The organism is Sulfoacidibacillus thermotolerans, from assembly GCF_003144315.1.
Classification (GTDB): Bacteria; Bacillota; Bacilli; order Alicyclobacillales; family SLC66; genus Sulfoacidibacillus; species Sulfoacidibacillus thermotolerans.
Genome location: NZ_MPDK01000020.1, coordinates 18,821 through 38,673 on the forward strand (window position 1 = coordinate 18,821; position 19,853 = coordinate 38,673).

Genomic DNA, 19,853 nt, shown 5'->3' on the forward strand with positions numbered 1-19,853 from the left:
CCAAAGGCGCTTTGCGGAGAAGCAATACTGATTCGTTTTGCAGACGATTTTGTAGCGCTGTTCGAGAATCAGCGAGTCGCAGAACGGTTCACAGAGGCACTCAAAAGAAGATTGGTTAAATTCGGAGTGACGGTAGCATCAAAGAAAGCGCGCCTATAAGGCCGTGCCCTATCTATCACTTAACTTGTTAAACTGATCATAGATTATACAAAATATAGTTAATTAGTACTATGATATCTAATCTTTTTTAATCTATTTCTTTCATCCAACTAGAATTAAGCTAAAAATAAGTGGTAATATTTCTGTTTTTTAGTAATTTTTGCTCATGTACAGGAACTGAGCAAAAGAATGGGGGGATGATCATGTTTAACGTCAATGCACCTCTTTGGATAGGGATCATTATTGGGGGTGTAATTGGCGGGTTTGCTGAATTATGGGGTATTTCTAATCCGGAAACGCTCATTCGGCTAGCTCGTTGGAAAGACCGTTTATTCATTGGATGTATCGCAATTGGTTCGGCGGTAGGCGCAGTCGTACTTTACGGTCTATATGCAAGTGGGTTCGCTATGCACTTTGGTCCGAAACCCGTGTATGTGTTTGGAATCATGATTGGAGGATTATTATTTGGATCAGGGATGGCTGTATCTGGATATGTCCCGGGATCAGAATGGATGGCATTGGGTGAGGGAAGGCGAGATGTATTATATGCGATTCCAGGAAGTCTGCTTGGCGCCGCTGCATGGACGCTGTTATACCCAACGAGCGTAGGTCAATGGCTTGTGAATGCCGGAAATTTTGGGAATCTCATTTTTACTGGCCCGATTGAACATATTCATCCATGGATGACATTTGGTGTGTCTATCCTTTACGCGGTTGCTCTACTGCTTCTTGCTTTCTTTTTACCGCGATATGCGGGTGGGCGTCATAGTTGTTTTCGTGAAAGAGTAAAACGGAAAGTGGATGAGCTCGATCGTGAATATCATGTGGATACCCTGTCCTATCTAGCGGAGGGAGGTATGCCTTTAGATTCACATTCGTGGAATGGTGAGATCGTCAATAAAGATATACCTGAACATAATTTCTTTTCGCCACCGATGTTGCTTGTGGGAGTGATCATTGGAGTAATCGTAGTGCTCAGCATTTTTTTACATCAAATTTTTGGCGAGTCAACCACATTCTCATGGCTAGCAGGTTGCCTGTTTTTACCCCATGCCATCTATAGTAAGCAAGTATTTGCAACGATTGGATGGGAACCGTTATCAGATATCGGAACTTTTTTAGGAGCGTTTATTTCTTCGATTTTTTTTAGTCGCCGTTTTAATGCTTTTCGTTCGGTTATTCCTCCATCATGGCGCAATCGTTTTGGAAATCGAAAATCCTATCGAGCGATCTGGACATTTAGTGGGGCTTTCATTATGTTATTTGGTGCCCGTATGGCAGGTGGATGTGCTAGCGGACACATTTTAAGTGGTGGCATTCAAATGGCGGTTAGTGCGTGGGTATTTACTGCTGCAGTGTTGCTTGCCATGCTTTTGACTGCACGTTTTGTCTATGGATCCTCGTCTGAAAAGGTAATGGCGAAATAAGGTTACGTAAAGATTGAACTTGGGGAGGGGTTTTTGTGGCAAGACATCGCCGTATCTTAGCACCATTTGTAAGTATAGGTGTTTTACTTACCCTTCTGATCGCCGCCATGGTGACACACAACAGTGCGAATGAAACGTTAACTTTGGCGCAAGTACTTACAGTTGCAATCATCCCATTTTTGTTATTAGGTTTAGCTGCAGTAGTATTAGGAGATTAAATAGAATTCAAAGAAGAACCCGTCAAATTATCCTATGAAGCTGGACCAGTCGTTGCCTCAGCACAACTGGGGATTCCGCCCACAACGCTGTACACATGGAGAAGCTAAAGCAAGCAACATGGATCCTTGCATTTATAGGCAGTGGTCACCCGCGTATTGATCCGAAAATCGCCGAGTCAAAGGGGAAGGTTTTGCGGGTCAGCGAAGCTGGCTATTATCGCTGATTACCGAATGCGCCGCAAACGAAATGCGCTGAATCACAAAAAACTGGCGGCCGGATCGGGTCGGCCGCCAGTGAATTTAGTATACGACTGCGCTTGAAGCTGCTACACCAGTGCCAGTGCCATATCCATAACTCGGCACAAATAGGAAGAACAAAACAAAGATAATTAAAAAGACGACTGCCCAACGTGTATATGCACCAAAGACACCCATACGAAATCCTCCTTTTTTGTATAGCTATCCGCTCATTTAATTTAGGAGCCATCAGACTGTATACCTTATTCTTACAAGATAGCTCTTTGTATGAGACGGATAATGTAACGTACGCGAAAAAGGAACGGGCTGTATAGGCGAAACTACTGTTGCATATGCCTAAAAGTCATCTTTCGTTGTAAATGTAAAAATTTCGATTATTGCGTGTAAAATACAGTTTGCAAGAACAATACTTCCTCTAGACGTATTTCACGTGTATTTGGTATACTTCAACTAGGTGATTAAATAAGTTGCGATAAGGTTCATACTTACGTAATGACAGGATGAAGTTGTCATAAAGTTTAAGTCAGCAGACAAGGAATGAAATATCTTTTTGAGTACAAGGATTGGCAAAAAGTACTAATGTGCTTGGAGCTACTCCACAGAGACGTCGTCACGATAAATATGTGACAACGCTTTACTGTGGAGTTTTTGTTTTTATAGGAGGAGTGTACATGGAAACGAAACGTCAAGAAAGAGGAATTTCCGTCACGATTCATGGAACCACATACGAAGTCTCTGCGGGGCAAACGATTCTTCAAGCACTCATAAACCAGGGGATCGAGCACCCTCATGTATGCTATCATCCGAGTTTAGGGCCAATTCAAACCTGCGATACCTGTATGGTTATTGCAAATGGAGAGTTAGTGCGAGCTTGTAGCACGCCACTAGAAGACGGCATGCAAATTGAACCTGAGCATCCGTTTGCGCTTGCCGCGCAAAAAGAAGCAATGGATCGAATTCTTGAAAATCACATGCTGTATTGCACGGTCTGTGATAACAACAATGGGAACTGCACTTTACACAACACGGCTCATTCCATGGGCATCAAAAGCCAGCAATATCCATATCGAACAAAAGGGTATGAGAAAGATTTTTCAAATCCTTTTTATCGTTACGATCCCGATCAATGTATCCTTTGCGGTCGCTGCGTAGAAGCATGTCAAGACTTACAAGTCAACGAAACACTGTCCATAGATTGGGAACGTGAACAACCGCGCGTTATTTGGGATGACGATGTGCCAATCGATGAATCATCTTGTGTATCTTGTGGGCATTGTGTCACACTTTGTCCGACCAATGCGCTGATGGAAAAATCAATGCTGGGTCAAGCAGGTTTCATGACAGGTATTGGGCCTGATCTACTAAATCCGATGATCGATCTTGTAAAACAAGTAGAACCTAGTTACGATGGGATTTTTGCGATCTCAGAAATTGAATCTGCGATGAGATCAAACGTCATTCAAAAAACAAAGACGGTTTGCACTTTTTGCGGTGTCGGATGTTCGTTCGACGTTTGGACCAAGGGAAGGCATATTCTTAAGGTAGAACCGCATGAAGATGCACCAGCAAATGGCGTATCGACTTGCGTAAAAGGGAAATTCGGCTGGGATTTTGTAAACAGTGAGCAGCGATTAACAAAACCGCTCATCCGGCGCAATGGTATTTTTGAAGAAGCATCTTGGGATGAGGCACTTGATCTAGTTGCGGAGAAATTGAATGAAACGAGAGCGGCCTATGGCCCAGATGCGATCGGATTAATTTCTTCATCCAAAATCACAAATGAAGAAAACTACTTGATGCAAAAACTTGCACGCGCCGTGATTGGAACCAATAACATCGATAATTGTTCTCGCTATTGTCAATCTCCAGCAACGGATGGATTGTTGCGTACAGTTGGACTTGCAGGAGACTCAGGAACGATTGTTGACATTGCAAATGCAGGTCTCGTACTTGTTGTTGGAGCGAACCCGGCAGAAGCACATCCTGTGATTGCCACTCGAGTTAAGCGTGCACAAAAACTGCGTGGACAAAAACTCATTGTTGCCGATTTGCGAAAACATGAACTTGCAGAGCGTGCAAATTTGTTTATTCGTCCTAAGCTTGGAACAGATCATGTGTGGATTTCTGCTTTGACTAAATATGTAATTGATCAAGGGTGGCATGATAAAGCGTTTATCGAAAAACATGTCAATGGATTTGCGGAGTTTGTGACAGCGCTCGCTCCATTTACTCTTGAGTATGCGGAGCAAGTAAGTGGCATAACGCAAGATGAGCTTGAGACGATGGCGAAGATGATCCACGAAGCAGATGGAGTTGCTATTCTTTTTGCTATGGGAGTAACTCAACATTGTGGTGGGAGTGAGACGAGCAGTGCAATTAGCGACCTCTTACTGATCACAGGAAATTATGGTCGTTCAGGAGCCGGGGCATTTCCTTTACGTGGTCATAATAACGTACAAGGAGCATGCGACTTTGGTACGTTGCCGTCGTGGTTTCCAGGTTATCAAGCAGTAAGCGATCCTCGCGTGAGACAGCAATTTGAGCAAGCTTGGGGAGTGCCTTTATCTGCAGTTCCAGGAATGGATAACCAACAAATGGTCGCTGCAATTGAAGAAGGGCGTCTAAAAGCGATGTATCTCGTCGGTGAAGAAATGGCCTTTGTAGATACAAATACCAACCACGTACAAAATGCGCTAAGCAAATTAGATTTCCTCGTGGTCCAAGATATTTTCTTCACGAAAACAGCACAATTTGCCGATGTGATTTTACCAGCCAGCCCTAGCCTAGAAAAGGAAGGGACTTTTACAAACACCGAACGGAGAATCCAACGGTTATATCAAGTACTTCCTACACTTGGTGAATCGCTACCAGATTGGAAAATTATCATGGCTGTAGCCAATCGCTTAGGTGCAAATTTCACTTATGCGCATCCTGAAGAAATTATGGCAGAAGCTGCACAATTGGCCCCGTTATTTGCAGGAGTTACCTATGAACGTTTGACGGGTTATCAAAGTTTAGTATGGCCTGTTGCGCCGGATGGATCGGATACGCCTCTTTTATATACTGATGGATTTGCATTCCCTGATCAAAAAGCACGGCTTGCTGAACCCAACTGGATTCCTCCCATTCCGATGAGTGATGAATTCGATTTGATTGTTAACAACGGGAGATTATTAGAGCATTTTCACGAAGGCAATATGACAAATAAAGTCCAAGGACTCAACCATAAAGTGCCAGGCACTTTTGTTGAAGTTTCTCCGCAACTTGCTGCTGCTAGAGGAATTTCTGATGGTTCTTGGGTACGGTTAGAGTCTGCTTATGGTGCGGTTAAAGTACAAGTTGTCGTCACAGATCGTGTACAAGGAAATGAACTGTATCTTCCTATGAACTCGATCAGCCAAGAATCAGCCATCAACTTGTTAACGAGCAGTTACACAGATCAACGCACACATACTCCAGCCTATAAAGAAACGTATGTACGCATGATCGTGTTAAAAGATGCTGGCAAGAGTCCCTTGCCACGATTTAACCCGCGCTTTGGGAAGCGCAATCCACAGCAAGGAGTCGAAGTACAGCGCAAGTGGGCGCGCGCAAACTATGTGTCTGTCAAGCAGAAAATTGAAAGGAGCATGCAACGTGGCAGAAGCGATTACGCAAATCAAGCTCAACCCAGTGAATTCTCAACAAGTAAATAACCAGCGCATAGATGACTTACTGCAATTCCTGCTTGCCCATGAAGATGCATTTCGTCAAATTGTGGAGATAATTGGGGAATTAAGTAATTCAGGGATCCTGACAATGTTGTGGAGTGGGATGAAAGCAAAAGATAAAATTTTCGAGATTGCTTTAACACAAATGAAAGCCCCTGAGATGACCACGGCCATCCAAAATTCCATGCGCGTAGCAAGCTTACTCAGCCATTTGGAGGAGAGCGACGTGCAGATTCTCGTTTCTGCTTTACGATCGGGAATAGAAGAAGGAGTAAAGGAAACTGCTAAAGAAAAAAGTCAAAGTGTCTTTGACTTTTTTGCCCTCGCGCGAGATCCTGACATCCGACGTGCTGTAGCATTTTTTTCAGGAATGTTAAAAGGCGTAGGGAAAGAATTGACATTAAGCAATTCTGAGACTTCCTAATGAGTAGGGAGTATACAGCTTTTAGATTCATTTTATTTTAGAAATGTAGGCATGGGGTTCCAAATCAAGCGAATTTGAAACCTCATGCCTATCCTCAAGCTCTTGTTACTAACGTCACTCCACTAAGAATAAGAGCAAAACCAATCCAAAATGAAAAACTCACTTTTTCACCCATTATGACCCAACCTAAAAAAGTGCCAACAACAGGTTGAAAAAAGAAATATAGACTTCCGCTCGCGGTGTCTACGAGCTGTAATCCCTTATTCCATAAAAAGAAAGCCACAGCAGTTGACAGAATGCCTAGGTAAAGAAGTCCTCCTAAAATCCATGGATGACTCCAAAGTGCAATAGTTTGCTGCAATTGTGGAGATACAAAAGGAGTTAACGCGATGACTGCAATGAAAATTGCATAGGCGGTGACAACTATTTGTGAATAGTCACTAGGAACACGCTTTATAAGTACTGACATCAAAGCCCATGTGAGTGCTGCAATTCCAAGGACAAGACCGCCTAGTTGATAAGATCGGCTTAGGTCTCCAAAGCCTACGATCAAGAGGACACCACATGTGGCAAGAGCTACAGAGAGTGCTTTTCGCCAAGTGATCCGCTCACCAATCAGCAAACGCGCAAATAAGACCATAAATGCGGGGGTTGCGGACGTAATGACTGCCCCCATCTGTGCGGATGACAATTTCGTGCCAAGAAACTGGGCATAAATCGAAACCACGTAGCCAATGATCCCGATCGAAGCAATTAATAAAAAATCACTTTTGCGTATTTTCCATGATTGTCGACTTAGCACTCCTAGAATAACAAGAGAAGCAAATGCAATCACATATCGTAACCAAACGAGTTCAAGCGGTCGAATTACTTCTAATTCCATTTTGCTAACGACATACATGCCACCCCAGATACTGGCGGCCATTGCTAAATAAAGTGCACCCAAATGCCGCTTATTTACAAAATTCATCCGTGTCTCCTCCGTCTCGTTGTTTCTTTAAGAATGCCTCTGACGGAAGAGGCTAACCTACACCTACTTCACTCAGAGGTATGAAGTAGTCGGAACATCATTTTCAAAAAGCTTTCTTTTAAGCAATCTGATCACCTCCTGTTCCTGCATTCGACAGACGAAGAATCATACCAAAAAACAAAAGATATTGTATGATAAAAATAGGGGGAATGAATATGAAACTCATCTCTGACTTGCGTGAATTATTGACGCCAGAACAAGTCTCTGTAAATGAAACCGTCTTGGAACATCACAGTCGTGATGAATCCTATCATACACCACAGAAGCCTGATGTGGTTGTATTTCCACACAGTACAGAAGATGTCGTAAAGGTGATAACCTATGCAAACCAACATGAAATTCCAGTCGTCCCTTATGCGATAGGGAGCAGCCTGGAAGGGCAGGTCATCCCGATTCATGGGGGAATTAGCTTGGATATGTCGCAGATGGACAAGATTCTTGAAATTCGTCCAGATGATTTCCTTGTCCATGTACAACCTGGTGTCACAAAAGACCAACTGAATGCTGAGCTCGCTCGCTATGGGCTCTTTTTTTCAGTTGATCCTGGAGCGAACGCTTCTGTTGGGGGCATGGCAGCTACAAACGCAAGTGGGACAACAACTGTACGCTACGGAGTCATGCGAGACCAAGTGCGAGCGCTGAAAGTTGTATTGCCGGATGCTTCAGTCATCACAACAGGTTCACTTGCTGCAAAATCTGCCTCTGGACTCAATCTGAATGGGCTGTTTGTTGGATCTGAAGGTACACTAGGCGTATTTACTGAACTATGGCTCAAAGTTTACGGATTGCCAGAAGCCGCAGTGGCTGTACGCGCAACATTTTCCACGATTGAGCAATGTGTCAAGGCTTCAACAGCCATCATGGGAGCGGGCATTCCAGTCACGCGAATTGAGCTTGCTGACGCATTGATCGTTGCAGCCATCAATCGCTATAAAGGCGTTGATTATCCTGTAGCTCCTACTCTCTTTCTAGAATTTCAGGGGGCGAAAAAGTCCATTAACTATGATGTAGAACTCGCAGTTTCAATTATGCAAGATGAGGGAATGTCACACGTCGAAATCGTCAAAGACGAGGCCAGTCGGCGTCGCCTCTGGGATAGCAGGCACGTCGCTGCACTTGCCTTTCGAGCAAGTGTACCTGGCAAAGAACAGATGGCAACTGATATCTGCGTGCCTCTTTCCAAGTTGCCCGAAGCTGTTTTGGATGCCACAAAGACGATTGAAGAATATCACGTACATGGAGCAGTCGTAGGTCATGTAGGGGATGGAAATTACCACACCGTTTTACTCGTAGATCCAAATGATGAAGACGAGATGCAACGTGTTGCCGCAGTGAATGCGCACTTAGTACAGTTTTCTTTACAGTGTGGGGGCACTTGTACAGGAGAGCATGGTGTGGGTCTTGGCAAGAAAAAATATCAAGCATTGGAACACGGAGAGTCCTTGCGATTGATGAAAGCGATTAAGCATCTGCTTGATCCCAAAGACCTCATGAATCCAGGAAAACTTGTGGATGATTGAGGAGCTCACGCCTTCTCACCAAGGCGTGAGTTCTTCTTACTCACTATACGATAGAAATCCTTAAAAAGTTTTAACGACCCGAATCGTTTTTAACATTGGAATTGTAGTAGCTAGAGATGCAATGAGATCATCTGTCAATTCTTCATCCACTTCACAGACGGTGATCGCAGCGCCTTTGCGGCGTGAACGCTCTAGAGCTAACCGAGCAATATTATAGCCATTTGCATCAAGTAATCTTGAGATCATCGAGATAAATCCTCTTTGATCTATATGATATAAAATCAACGTGGGTTTTTCACCGCTAAATTTCACAGGAAGTCCATCTAATTCCTGTACCTCTACTTTTCCACCTCCGAGGGAACTAGCGATGAGTTGGATACTGTGTTGCTTGCTTTTTAGCAAAACCTCCACTGTATTGGGATGGAACCACCCAAGATTGGCCTGTGAAAATCCATACGTTAAGCCACTAGCTGCTGCGATTCGATCAGCATCAGGAACCTGTTCACTCTCTGTTGTAAGGCCAAGGACACCCGCAAGCAGAGCAAGATCTGTACCATGTCCGCGATACGTTTCTGCAAACGAACCCATGAGGTGAAACGTGACATGAACAGGTTCCTCACCAAGGACTTGCCGCGCAATGTTGCCTATACGTACGGCACCAGCGGTGTGCGAGCTTGAAGGCCCAACCATAATCGGTCCGATAATATCAAAAGCACTGTGATACTTCATTGCTACTCACTCCAGATTAGTCAGATTTACCAAAAACAGATTCCCGTAATCGCTTTCCCGTAGGGGTTGAAGCCAGCCCCCCAATCCCAGTTTCGCGAAGTGAAAGAGGCATCTCCTGTCCAATTGCCTGCATGACTTGGATGACCTCATCAGGTGGAATCACACTCTTTACACCAGCAAGTGCCATGTCAGCCGCAGCTAAAGCAGTGATTGCGTGAAGTCCATTGCGAATGATACAAGGAATCTCAACAAGTCCTCCAACCGGATCACATACAAGCCCAAGCGAATTCTTTAGTGCTAATCCGACGGCATGGCCGACCTGCTGCGGAGTTCCCTTGCCAATTTCAACAAGAGCAGCTGCCGCCATCGCTGTTGCCGATCCAACCTCTGCTTGGCAGCCACCAGCGGCACCAGAAATTGAAGCAGAATTCGCAATGACAAGTCCGACAGCTGCTGCGGTCAACATGGACATCACGATCGCTTCACGTCGATACTTGCCTGAATCGAGAATAGAAATCAACACTCCAGGTAAAATCCCTGCGGCTCCTGCAGTGGGTGTCGCTACAATACATCCCATTCCAGCGTTTACTTCAGAAACAGAGAGTGCATAAGACATCGCGCGCAGTGTGGAAGGTGCGACAAACGTATCTCCTTTTTCAATATATTCCTTTACTAAGTAAGCATCGCCACCAGTTAGTCCACTGCGCGAACGAATAGGTTGTTCGACTCCTTTTCGCGCTGAAGCTTCCATTACTGTAAATTGTTTCTCCATTTGCTGTAGAATTTGTTCGCTCGTACGACCCGTTTGTTCTTCCTCCACAGCAAGCATAACTTGTGCAATGGATACCTTGCGCGATTCAGCTAATGCAATTAACTCATGCAAATATTGAAATGACATTCGCTCGCCTCCATTTTAAGTTTTTCGCAACACCCGGAAATTCTTACAATAAAAAGAGACATGCGAATAAAAGCCCTCGCATGTCTCTGCCTTGATACCTGAGAGTTCCCCCTAGTTTTCCTTACTCTAGAGTTACCCCGTTGGTAGTCGCAACGCGACTTTTCCAGAGTAGCATCATCTAGCGCTATGGAACCTGAGAGATTCTGTATGTGGTGAGGTTCCGCATACATTGCCCCATCGGTGGTAAACGATACACTCTCACGCTAGAGTCATCTGCTGATCGATTCGATTGCGAATATCGTATCCTATAGATAAGAACTTGCGCAAGTCCGCATCATATATTGATCAAACCTTCACAAATCAGCTACAATACGTATGAATTGAAAGTTTCCCGTCATCAGCCCACTCTATCATTTATGTCAACTAAATCGAAGGGGAGTAATGCCACATGAGTCCTCAGAATGAAGTCGAATTTATTCAAAAGAGTGAAAAGATCGAACCGCCTGTCGCTTATAAAAGGAACAGTTATGTGCGATCTATGGCCGAATACCAAGAAAAATATAAACATTCGATTGAAGATCCAGCCTCATTCTGGCGTGAAATTGCTGATGAACTGACGTGGATACAGCGTGAGAATTCTGTAATCGAAGGAAGTATGCCAGACTTTTCGTTTTTTCCAGGAAGCAAGATCAATGTTTGCCAAAACTGCGTAGATCGACATGCACTAGACCCGAAACGCCGCAATAAAGTTGCGATCTTTTTTGAAGGGGAAAATGGAGAACGTCGATCATGGACATATCTGCAACTACATCGAGAAGTGCAAAAGTTTGCAAATGTTTTATTATCTCTAGGGCTTTCTAAAGGCGATGTAGTAAGCGTATACATGCAAAATCTACCAGAAACATATGTTGTCTTACTCGCTTGCTTTCGTTTAGGCATTCTCTATAACACTGTTTTTGCAGGATTTTCTCCAGAAGCCTTACGTGAGCGAATCCTTAGTTCCAACGCCAAAGCTGTGATTTGTGCAAATGGTAGCTATCGCCGCGGAAAAGTGCTCAATCTAAAAGACACTGTAGACGCTGCGTTGCGAGATGAGCATCCCGTACAACATGTCATTGTTTTTCGCCGCATCGAAAACCTCGAAGTTACGATGGATCCGACACGTGATCATGACTACGAAGAACTCATGCAAAAAGCATCCGCTTCCTGTGAAGTCGTTCCCCTTGATTGCAATGATCCTGGACTCTTAATTTTCACAAGTGGGACAAGCGGGAAACCAAAAGGAATCGTACACGCTGGCGGAGGTTTTTTACTTGGGACCTATGCTTATTCGAAATATCAATTAGATTTGCGCGACGAGGATGTCTACTGGAATACCGCAGACATCGGCTGGTTGACAGCTCATATCTTTGTACTCGTGGGGGGGCTCGCACTTGGCGTTACGACAATTCTGTACGAAGGTGCCATTGATTATCCCCATCAGGGACGAGTGTATGAAATGATTGAGCGGTACCAAGTCAACAAGCTATTTTCAGCTCCAACAGCTTTTCGCATGTTGATGAAATATGGGGAGGAGCTTGCGAAAAAATATGACTTGTCCTCTATTCAGCTTTTGGCGTCAGTTGGCGAACCTCTCAATCCAGAAGCCTGGCACTGGCTCTATCGCGTCATTGGTCAAAATCAAGTAGTGATTAATAACACTTGGGGACAAACGGAGACGGGAGGAACTCCTCTTGCTTCACTTCCCGGGGCAACACCGATGAAGCCCGGATCATGCGGAGTCCCATTTTTTGGGCACCAATTGGACGTTGTCAATCAAGATGGACAATCTGTTCCTGATGGAACTCCCGGATTTTTAGTCATACGCACTGTTTTTCCTACCCTGGCAAGAGATGTATTCGGTGATCGCAAGCGATATGTCAATAACTACTTTGCTCCTATGCCAGGAGTCTATTTTACAGGCGACAGTGCAGTACGCGATTCAGATGGTCAATATTGGGTTTTGGGTCGCGTCGATGATGTGATCAATGTATCTGGGCACCGAATTAGCACGATGGAAATGGAAAGCTCGCTCATTGCACACGAGGCAGTCGTTGAGGCCGCGGTCGTTGGTCAACCAGATGAAATTAAGGGAGCCGTTCCTGTCGCATTTGTGACAATTGACAAGCAATATACACCTGATGAAGAATTAGCCAATGCACTGCAACGCAAAGTAATTGAAGACATTGGTTCATTTGCCAAGCCTGAACGAATCCACTTTGTAAATGTGATGCCAAAAACTCGCTCCGGGAAAATTATCAGAAGGATGCTTCGTGAGATTATTGAAGAGGGAACTGTGCGTGGAGATGCAACAGGGCTTGAAGATAGCGATATTTTAGACAAGTTGATCGCTGAAGTGAAGGAAGACTCTGCGAATCGATAAGACAAAGAATACCAAGTGACAAAACACACATGCTAAAGGAGGTACAAGTGAAGAAGGGGGAGTCGACATGTCAGGAAATCGAGGGAATGACATCGATCAAATTCAAACTGCGATCGCTCAAACGGCTGCACATCAAGCGGTAGATCAAGCGGTTTTGCTCGACATGAAGATGTCAAAAAAACAACGTGATCACGTTGCTGTACGCAATCGCCGCCGCGATCAAAGTCTTGAGGGATATCGTCGCTCACTACATCGTGAACTTCACTTGTAAGCAAAGAGGCTGATCCTAAAAGGGGATCAGCTCTTATCTTTTCTTCATCATAAATAAACAACTATGCAAAAAGATCTAAACTAATGTCTAAAGCTTGAACCGAATGCGTTAAAAAGCCAGCAGAAATTAGGTCCACCCCTGCTTTAGCATAGAACAATACGGATTGTAGAGTCATTCCACCTGATGCCTCAGTAAGCGCGCGGCGATCGACCAAACGAACTGCTGCTTCCACTTGTTCGGGAGTCATGTTATCAAGTAAAATCACATCGACGGATAAACTTGCAGCCTCTGCGACTTGCTCTAATGTTTCTGCTTCAACTTCAATCTTCACAAAGGGACTCACGCGTTCTTTCACGCGTTGGACTGCTGCTGTGATCGAACCCAGTGCTGCGATGTGATTATCTTTGATGAGAACCGCATCATACAAACCAAAGCGATGATTTCGTCCACCGCCGACTGTTACTGCATATTTGTCAAACATCCGCAGACCAGGCAATGTCTTTCTTGTATCGACAATCTGTGTAGGGTATTCCTTAATTCGTTCGCACCATCTGTGCGTTTGCGTTGCAATCCCAGACATACGCTGCAATAAATTAAGCGTGACGCGCTCTGCAGATAGAAGTGCGCGCGTCTTACCGAACACTTTTGCCAATACAGTGCCAGCATTGACATCTTCACCTTCTGAGACACAAAGTTGCACTTGAACCAGTGGATCGAGCAATTGAAAAGCTTCTTTTATAATAGGCAGCCCTGCAATTCTGCCAGCTTCTTTTGCCCGTAAAACCCCGTGGGTTTGCGCATCTTCAGCAAAAATTAACTCCGTAGTGAGATCATGCATTCCAATATCTTCGATCAATGCTTGGCGAAGAAATTGCTGTACTAGCAGTTGATTCATCTAATAACAATCCCCTTTAATGGTGTTCACATCAAATAAAAACTGCAGTGAAAAACTAAAGAAGTGCAGAAGAAAGCCGATGTTCACTCGTTTGCACAGAGTGTCTTTGAAACTCAGAAGATACATTTGGAAAGTCAGAGCGAAAATGCGCCCCTCGACTCTCCTGTCTCCAGAGTGCGGCACGCGTGACAAGCAATGCAATTTCGAGCAAAGAGCGATTGACATTGAGGGAATCTCCAAATTTTTTCATTTGCTGCTGTAGAATTTGTATAGCCTCATACAGGCGACTTGCTTCTCTGACAATCCCGACATTTTTCCACATCAATTGACGGATTAATTTAAACAATTCAGGATTGATTTCGAGATCACTTGCACATAAGGAAGGCCGGGATAGCTCAATCGAGCGCTCTGATGAGAGCGGGGGGAGTTTTGCCATTCGCTCGACTGCTCGTCTCGCCATAACCAATCCCTCAAGCAAAGAATTGCTCGCAAGTCGATTCGCACCATGGAATCCAGAAGAAGCAACTTCACCAATCGCAAATAAACGCTGTAGCGAAGTTTGACCATACGCATCTGTTGCAATTCCTCCCATAGAGTAGTGCGCTACAGGTACAATCGGAATGAGATCTTGCGCTGGTGAAATTCCTATTTTTTCACACTGCTTTGAAATACTTGGGAAGCGAGAAGAAAAATTTTTTATTTTCCGTGCATCCAGGAAAATCTCGTGTCCGTTTTCCATCTCCGTAAATATCGCTCTTGAGACTATATCCCTAGATGCCAAGTCCTTCCATTCGTGATAGCGATGCATAAATGGTGTTTTATGTTCATTGACAAGTGTAGCTCCTTCACCGCGAACCGCCTCAGAGATAAGAGGAACAGTCAAACTTGATGAATCGGAATCAACACGTAATCCGGTGGGATGAAACTGCACGAACTCCATATCACGTAAAGTTGCTCCCGCGTGATAAGCGAGTACATACCCATCACCTGTTGCAATCGGATGATTTGTAGTATATTGATAAATTTGTCCAAGTCCTCCTGTTGCTAACACCACTGCTTTAGCGCGATAGTAGAGTAGTTCATTTTGCTCATCAACTACCCATACCCCCACACATTGTCCATCTTCGACTGCGAGTTCATGGACGGATGTTTTTGCATAGACAGTGATTTGTGAATGGGACAGCACTTGCTCGAGGAGCACCTCAGTAATGCCCTTTCCCGTTTGGTCACCCCCGATGTGCAAAATACGAGCTCTCTGATGTGCCCCCTCCATTCCTAAAGCCAGTCCAGATTCTGCGTTTTGATCAAATGAAACCCCTAGCTGCTGGAGAAACTGAATCATTTGTGGACCTTCTCTAATCAATGAACGAACGACTTCGCGATCACAAAGTCCTTGTCCAGTGCGCAAAGTGTCTTCTTCATGCATCAACGGATCATCGTTTGTCCCAATTGCTGCGGCGATTCCCCCTTGTGCTAACATGCTGTTACTTGCTTGTACCTCACTTTTTGAAAAAAGTGCAACACGACCATAATCCGCAGCGAAAAGACTGCACAATAAACCCGCGACTCCTGAACCTACGACGATAAAATCTACTTCTTGGTTTAACTCCATCGAAATGAGCCTTCTTTCTGCTTACTAGACTCTATAGTTTGATTATGTCTTGAATGATCGACCATTGTCAATTCATATGTATATACACAGGATTAGCAACGACACAAAACTCTCACAATCGGAGAGACGGCTAGATATAAAATGTTGTATTTACGTCATTATTTTGAGTAATCTCGTCGAAATGATGGCGATATGATAAACCTGTGATCATTTTCGTGTACAGTCATATCTTTTAATATTATAATTCGTCTATCGTTATGCTATAGGGTAGGGTTGCTTTAGAAATCGCTTCCAAAATTATAGGTAGATTTGATCGAGAAGTATATCGTGCTTAAAATCAGAAGGGAGACGCTCGTTATGGCGAAAATCATCGTTGTTGGCGCTTCATTTGCTGGCCTTACAGCAGCATTTGACTTGCGCAGAGAGCTTGGTAAAGAACATGAAGTAGTCGTCATTTCTAAGGGTTCACATTTCGTTTTTATCCCTTCGATGCCATGGGTCGTTTTAGGGACTAGAACAGCAGAACAAGTTTCTTTCCCACTTGCTCCCGCTCTTGCAAAACAGGGGATTGAGTTTATACAAGATGCTGTTACAAAGATCGATCCGACACAAAACCTTGTTTATACGCAATCGACCCAATTCCACTATGATTACTTATTTCTTGGTACAGGACCAGCTCTTGATTTTTCTGCTGTTGAAGGATTGGGTCCGCATGGAGGTTTCACACATTCTGTCTGCAATCTCGAACATTCTTTGTCTGCTCAGTCTGCCTTCAAGGAGTTTCTTAAGAATCCTGGCCCTCTCGTGATTGGCGCTACACAAGGGGCCAGTTGCTTTGGGGCAGGTTATGAGTTCCTATTAAATATAGAAAGTTTTCTACGCAAAAATGGGCTGCGTGACAAAGTGAAAATAAGCTGGGTCACTCCTGAACCTTTTCTCGGGCATTTCGGCTTAGGTGGTGTAGGTGACTCTGAGAACATGGTTAAAAAAATGTTCAAAGAATTAAAGATCGATGGCTATGCAAACCATGCTGTAAAGAAAATTGAAAAAGACAAAGTGATCCTCGATGATGGTACCGAATTACCTTTTGCATATAGCATGATGATTCCTCCTTTTAAAGGAATCGATGCGGTCTTCAATACACCTGGATTGGGCAACGCAAATGGCTTTATTCCTGTTACCTCGCAATATCGCCATCCTAATTTCGCAAACATATTTGCTGGTGGTGTCAATGTTGCTCTCGCTCCCAAAGATCCAACCCCTATTCCAACAGGCGTTCCAAAAACGGGATACATGGCTGAACATATGGCCAAAACAGCTGTTAAAAATATTATTGCTGACATTGAAGGAACCCTCACACACGATTTTGACCCTTATGATATGAAGGCGTTGTGTATCTTAGATTCTGGAGACGCAGGAATTTATATGATCGCTGACCCTGTATTTCCGCCGCAAAAAAATTACACGTTACAGTACGGTTCTTGGGTGCATGGCGCAAAAATTGCGTTTGAAAAGTATTTCATCTGGAAAATGAAAAATGGATTAACCAATTTGCCGATTTAATTTTCTGCCAATCATTTTGATATCAATCCAATGATGAGAGAAGGGGACTTATGGCTTCGGATACAGTAACTGTTGACAATGTTGATGAACTCCTTCACATGTTAAGCAATCCGGACATTCAGGCAGCTACGGTCACTGTACTGAGCAAACTGCCGACGATTGCAAAACTAGTTACAGTGCTAGAATTGGCCACAGATCTAGTGGAACCGATGATAAAAGATCCCGAACTGCTTACGAATGTTGTAACTAGTGTCAGCAGTTTGGCGAAACCTGGCATGATGGAATCAGTAAATACGCTACTTGACAAGTTGCCATTATTGGTAAAAACGATTTCCTATTTGGAACTTGGGATGGATCTCATTGAACCTATGATGAAAGATCCTGAGTTATTAGAGAATGTGATGCAAAGTGTCTCGCAATTAGCGAAACCACTAACTGGAGAAACGCTACAGTCCGCATTGCAGTTAGTCGATAAACTGCCTTCGCTCGCAAAACTTTCCTCCCTCGTTGATGTGGGGGCAGACCTGCTCGAACCACTGGTCAATCATCCAGAATTAATTCTTGAAGCAAAAGCGAAATCAGCGGCGGAACAATCCACCATCTCTGCATTTCGGATTTTAAAACTGAGAAAAGACCCGACTGTACAGCGCTCACTCCACCTTGCGATCTATTTATTACAGGCGCTCAACGAACAAAAAAAGAATCGCTAAGATCGGTTAAAGTCTAAGTGTAAGCGTCAAGACTTAGGAGTTACAACTCTAGAGTCTCGACGCTTTTTCTTGTATCCGTTATAATCGCCATAACTTGCTTCCCATCGAGTTCGTAGGAGGTTTTCTATGCGCATTTTGATCGCTCCCGATTCGTTTAAAGGTTCTCTGCCTGCACGAGCGGTTGCTCAGCATATGGAAAATGGAATAAAAAAAGTCGCTCCTCACTCAACGATTAAATTGCTACCACTCGCTGACGGTGGCGAAGGCACGTTAGATTGTCTATTACAGGCTAAAGGGGGATATAAGGTATCTGTACCCGTTCATGACCCATTAGGTCGAAACATTCTTGCACAGTACGGCGTTTTGCCCGATGGCACGGCTGTGATTGAAGCTGCGGCTGCCATTGGATACCACTTAATGGTAAACACCCAACAGGATGTGCGAAAAGCAAATTCTGTTGGAGTAGGCGAACTCATAAAACATGCGTTAGAAGCAGGACACACATCTTTGATGATTGGACTTGGTGGCAGTGGAACCAATGACGGGGGAGTTGGCATGCTACATGCTCTTGGCATACGCTTACTCAACGCAGCAGGGGAAGAATTACCGCTCGTGCCGCTCGCTTGTCAACAGCTCGAACGGATTGATGACACAGAATTACACCCGCAAATACGTTTGGCAAACATACGTGTTGTTGCAGATGTAACCAACCCACTCTGCGGACCAAGTGGAGCCACTGCAATCTATGGTCCACAAAAAGGCATTGCACATCAGTGGATTAATCTTTTCGATCAAGCACTTGCAAAATTTGCTGAAGTAGTAGAAAAGCAATTCGGCGTTCACGTCGCCTCCTTACCTGGAGCTGGTGCGGCTGGGGGTCTTGGCGCAGCTTTAGTCGGCGTACTAGGTGCTAAAATATATCGCGGAATTGAACAGATGCTTGATTGGCTGGACTTTGATATGCACGCTACAAGGGCAGATCTCATTTTTACGGGAGAAGGGAAAACGGACAGCCAAACGCTGCATGGAAAAGCCGTATTTGGCGTAGCTCAACGTGCACGACGAGTTGATACTCCTGTAATTTGTATTTCTGGATCTATTGACATGACAGCCAGTCAAATCGATCAACTAGGCGTAACTGGACTCTTGTCAATTGTTCCAGGCCCTATGAGTTTAGAACAAGCTTTTCATGACGCTGCTTTTCACGTAGAGCGCACGAGTCAAACTGCAATGCAGATTTTTTTAGCAAATAGCTTATCTAAAGGAGAAAAAGACTAAAATGTACACATTACAAGCACTTGATAGACATCAGATCAATAGGATAGTGGAGCATGCTAAAAAATTGCCAGAAGACCGATTGGTGACAGGGACTTCTGGGAATATCAGTTGTAGATTGCAGAGAAGTGACCTTGTTGCTATCACTCCTACAGGAGTTCCCTATGAGGAGCTCACTGTTGATCATATCTCCATCATCGACTTGACAGGAAACCGCTATTCAGGACTTCTTCCTTCTTCAGAAACACCGATGCATTTAGGCATCTATCGCGCGCGCAAAGAGGTGAAAGCCATCGTGCACACGCATTCGATTTATGCGACGACACTTGCTGTGCAAGGTTTGTCGATTCCCTCACTACACTATCTAGTAGCCGCTTTAGGAGGAACGGAGATTCCAATTACATCGCACTATGCCCCATTTGGAAGTGAAGAATTAGCGCATACAGTGGTCTTAGCTATGGCGGAGAAGTACAACGGCGTCCTTTTGCGCAACCATGGCGCTCTTACAGTGGGTCATTCTGTAGAAGAGGCCTATAAAAATTCAATCCTGCTCGAAGAAATGGCAGAGTTATATTATCGCTCTCTCTGCATAGGGAAACCGACGTTGCTGACAATCAATCAAATGGAAAACGCACTTGAAGCATTTAAAACGTATGGAAAACAGATATCACCGCAAGACCATTGAATCCCCCAAAAAAGACCTGCACTTATTCTAATTTTCAAAACTATTCT

19 protein-coding genes and 1 riboswitch are annotated in these 19,853 nt (G+C 44.3%); of the genes, 13 read left to right on the forward strand and 6 right to left on the reverse strand.

The features are described 5' to 3' along the window. Positions 1-362: 362 nt before the first annotated feature. Genes BM613_RS10765 through BM613_RS15685 form a run of 4 tightly spaced genes read left to right on the forward strand, consistent with a single transcriptional unit; the run spans position 363 to position 2,028 of the window. Positions 363-1,586 (forward strand): YeeE/YedE thiosulfate transporter family protein, encoded by a 1,224-nt coding sequence (locus BM613_RS10765; protein ID WP_109431190.1) that lies wholly within the window; start codon positions 363-365, stop codon positions 1,584-1,586. A 35-nt stretch (positions 1,587-1,621) separates the two neighbouring features. Then, a complete protein-coding gene (locus tag BM613_RS10770; protein ID WP_109431191.1) occupies positions 1,622-1,804 on the forward strand; it encodes a hypothetical protein in 183 nt (60 codons plus the stop codon). Next, positions 1,805-1,912, forward strand: coding sequence for a transposase (locus tag BM613_RS15815; RefSeq protein ID WP_219930679.1), 108 nt, complete (start codon positions 1,805-1,807; stop codon positions 1,910-1,912). Next, positions 1,900-2,028: a hypothetical protein gene (locus BM613_RS15685; protein WP_281267852.1), complete on the forward strand. Its 129-nt coding sequence runs from the start codon at positions 1,900-1,902 to the stop codon at positions 2,026-2,028. Before BM613_RS15815 ends, BM613_RS15685 begins: the two co-directional genes overlap by 13 nt. 76 nt (positions 2,029-2,104) lie before the next feature. On the opposite strand, the gene BM613_RS15690 is transcribed toward BM613_RS15685, so the two are convergent. Beyond that, positions 2,105-2,239 carry a hypothetical protein gene (locus BM613_RS15690; protein ID WP_281267853.1) on the reverse strand — a complete coding sequence of 45 codons (135 nt, stop codon included), beginning with the start codon at positions 2,237-2,239 and terminating at the stop codon, positions 2,105-2,107. A 494-nt stretch (positions 2,240-2,733) separates the two neighbouring features. Here BM613_RS15690 and fdhF point away from each other — a divergent pair, with 494 nt between their 5' ends. Together fdhF and BM613_RS10780 are read left to right on the forward strand one after the other, a co-directional pair. Beyond that, positions 2,734-5,757: a formate dehydrogenase subunit alpha gene (gene fdhF, locus BM613_RS10775; protein ID WP_109431192.1), complete on the forward strand. Its 3,024-nt coding sequence runs from the start codon at positions 2,734-2,736 to the stop codon at positions 5,755-5,757. After that, positions 5,699-6,196, forward strand: a complete 498-nt coding sequence (locus BM613_RS10780) for a helical membrane plugin domain-containing protein (RefSeq protein WP_181363067.1) — start codon at positions 5,699-5,701, stop codon at positions 6,194-6,196. Before fdhF ends, BM613_RS10780 begins: the two co-directional genes overlap by 59 nt. A gap of 94 nt (positions 6,197-6,290) precedes the next feature. Here BM613_RS10780 and BM613_RS10785 read toward each other — a convergent pair whose 3' ends face one another. Continuing rightward, on the reverse strand, positions 6,291-7,166 hold the full coding sequence (locus tag BM613_RS10785) for a DMT family transporter (protein WP_109431194.1): 876 nt from the start codon (positions 7,164-7,166) through the stop codon (positions 6,291-6,293). Between the two features lie 215 nt (positions 7,167-7,381). On the opposite strand from BM613_RS10785, the gene BM613_RS10790 reads away from it, so the two are divergent. Continuing rightward, complete coding sequence (locus BM613_RS10790) at positions 7,382-8,746, forward strand: FAD-binding oxidoreductase (protein ID WP_109431195.1); 1,365 nt, start codon at positions 7,382-7,384, stop codon at positions 8,744-8,746. Between the two features lie 60 nt (positions 8,747-8,806). On the opposite strand, the gene sdaAB is transcribed toward BM613_RS10790, so the two are convergent. Next, positions 8,807-9,475, reverse strand: coding sequence for an L-serine ammonia-lyase, iron-sulfur-dependent subunit beta (sdaAB, locus tag BM613_RS15095; RefSeq protein WP_181363068.1), 669 nt, complete (start codon positions 9,473-9,475; stop codon positions 8,807-8,809). A 16-nt stretch (positions 9,476-9,491) separates the two neighbouring features. Continuing rightward, positions 9,492-10,373, reverse strand: a complete 882-nt coding sequence (gene sdaAA, locus BM613_RS15100; RefSeq protein WP_181363069.1) for an L-serine ammonia-lyase, iron-sulfur-dependent, subunit alpha — start codon at positions 10,371-10,373, stop codon at positions 9,492-9,494. A 172-nt stretch (positions 10,374-10,545) separates the two neighbouring features. Then, a riboswitch (glycine riboswitch) is annotated at positions 10,546-10,646 on the reverse strand. A gap of 175 nt (positions 10,647-10,821) precedes the next feature. On the opposite strand from sdaAA, the gene acs reads away from it, so the two are divergent. Both acs and BM613_RS10805 read left to right on the forward strand, forming a co-directional pair. Beyond that, positions 10,822-12,795 (forward strand): acetate--CoA ligase, encoded by a 1,974-nt coding sequence (acs, locus tag BM613_RS10800; RefSeq protein ID WP_109431196.1) that lies wholly within the window; start codon positions 10,822-10,824, stop codon positions 12,793-12,795. A gap of 67 nt (positions 12,796-12,862) precedes the next feature. Beyond that, complete coding sequence (locus tag BM613_RS10805; protein ID WP_109431197.1) at positions 12,863-13,066, forward strand: hypothetical protein; 204 nt, start codon at positions 12,863-12,865, stop codon at positions 13,064-13,066. 61 nt (positions 13,067-13,127) lie between these two features. Here the strand turns inward: BM613_RS10805 and nadC are convergent, their stop codons facing one another. Together nadC and nadB are read right to left on the reverse strand one after the other, a co-directional pair. Beyond that, positions 13,128-13,961: a carboxylating nicotinate-nucleotide diphosphorylase gene (gene nadC / locus BM613_RS10810; protein WP_109431198.1), complete on the reverse strand. Its 834-nt coding sequence runs from the start codon at positions 13,959-13,961 to the stop codon at positions 13,128-13,130. 55 nt (positions 13,962-14,016) lie between these two features. Further along, positions 14,017-15,573 carry an L-aspartate oxidase gene (gene nadB / locus BM613_RS10815; protein WP_109431199.1) on the reverse strand — a complete coding sequence of 519 codons (1,557 nt, stop codon included), beginning with the start codon at positions 15,571-15,573 and terminating at the stop codon, positions 14,017-14,019. Between the two features lie 357 nt (positions 15,574-15,930). Between nadB and BM613_RS10820 the strand changes: the two genes are divergently transcribed. The 4 genes from BM613_RS10820 to BM613_RS10835 all read left to right on the forward strand — a co-directional run bounded on the left by BM613_RS10820 (position 15,931) and on the right by BM613_RS10835 (position 19,806). Further along, on the forward strand, positions 15,931-17,136 hold the full coding sequence (locus tag BM613_RS10820) for an NAD(P)/FAD-dependent oxidoreductase (protein ID WP_109431200.1): 1,206 nt from the start codon (positions 15,931-15,933) through the stop codon (positions 17,134-17,136). Between the two features lie 50 nt (positions 17,137-17,186). Further along, positions 17,187-17,846, forward strand: coding sequence for a hypothetical protein (locus BM613_RS10825; protein WP_109431201.1), 660 nt, complete (start codon positions 17,187-17,189; stop codon positions 17,844-17,846). Between the two features lie 126 nt (positions 17,847-17,972). After that, entirely contained in the window at positions 17,973-19,124 is a 1,152-nt protein-coding gene (locus BM613_RS10830) for a glycerate kinase (RefSeq protein WP_109431202.1), read from the forward strand. A 1-nt stretch (position 19,125) separates the two neighbouring features. Next, on the forward strand, positions 19,126-19,806 hold the full coding sequence (locus BM613_RS10835) for a class II aldolase/adducin family protein (protein ID WP_109431203.1): 681 nt from the start codon (positions 19,126-19,128) through the stop codon (positions 19,804-19,806). Positions 19,807-19,853 lie beyond the last annotated feature (47 nt).